Genomic DNA, 1,093 nt, shown 5'->3' on the forward strand with positions numbered 1-1,093 from the left:
TATAAAAAATAGCTGAGACATTGATATCATTTATTTTTCGTTTCTTTATAGAAGATATTTAAATCCGAAAAGCAGTTGATCATCAAGACGCTACTTTTCATATACGCGCACCGTTGCCAATAATTATGACCAACACCACGAATGAAAGAAATCTACGAGCCTAAATTTGTTGAAAAGCTATTTGACAAAATGAGCAGTTCGTATTCAAAAATGAATTACATAACCTCATTTGGGTTTAGTGAAAGATGGAGAAGACAGTGTGTTGAGGAAATTGAAATCGAAAAAGGGAAAATAGTTGTCGATTTAATGACAGGAATGGGAGAATGTTGGAAACATATTTTAAAAAAATCAGACAAAAACTCAAAACTAATCGGAATTGACTTCTCAACGGAAATGATAAATCGTGCGGAGAAGAATAAATCGAAATTCAGAAAATCAAAAGTTGAGATTCTTAAAGAAAATGTTTTTGACAATTCAATCTCAAACGAAACTGCTGATTATGTAATTTCAGGTTTTGGATTAAAGACATTTAATGATGAACAACTTGGTGAATTATCGAATGAAATTTACCGAATTTTAAAACCAAACGGAAAGTTTTCTTTAATTGACGTTTCTGTTCCAAAAAGTAAAATCTTAAAACCGTTTTATATGTTTTACTTGAAAAATATTATTCCTATTTTAGGAAAAGTATTTCTTGGAAGTCCAGAAACTTATAAAATGTTAGGAGTTTATACAGAAGAATTTGGAAACTCAAAAAACACATATCGGATTTTTAACAGACCTGAATTTGAAGTTGAATATGTGGAATATTTTTTCGGTTGTGCAAGTGGAATTAAAGGAAGAAAAATAAAATAACTATTGGCAACACCGTATATAATTTATTGCTGACTTTTTGCTTACTTGCGAAAGTCCTCGCGGACTTTCTTGGTCGGTAATTATTTACTAAATTTAGTTGCTTAAACCACGCAACAAATCATATACAAACACGTTGTGATTAATATTGCCGACTTTCGGTCACCCACCAAACATTGTAGCTTTCTTCGAGGTCTTTTAAGTTTCTAAAAATGATGTGATTTTAAAATCGACGTAGGAA

Annotated in this window: 1 protein-coding gene; it reads left to right on the plus strand. The window is 30.9% G+C overall.

Annotation, left to right across the window (positions count from 1 at the left end; all coding sequences use genetic code 11):
* Positions 1–141: 141 nt before the first annotated feature.
* Positions 142–855, plus strand: a complete 714-nt coding sequence (locus VDP25_RS17645; protein ID WP_334471962.1) for a class I SAM-dependent methyltransferase — start codon at positions 142–144, stop codon at positions 853–855.
* Positions 856–1,093 lie beyond the last annotated feature (238 nt).

It is taken from the genome of Winogradskyella sp. ECml5-4 (assembly GCF_036903175.1).
GTDB classification, from domain to species: domain Bacteria; phylum Bacteroidota; class Bacteroidia; order Flavobacteriales; family Flavobacteriaceae; genus Winogradskyella; species Winogradskyella damuponensis.

Coding starts and splice junctions, on each gene's coding strand:
- VDP25_RS17645 (WP_334471962.1), top strand. CDS start 142: ATGAAAGAAATCTACGAGCCTAAATTTGTTGAAAAGCTATTTGACAAA.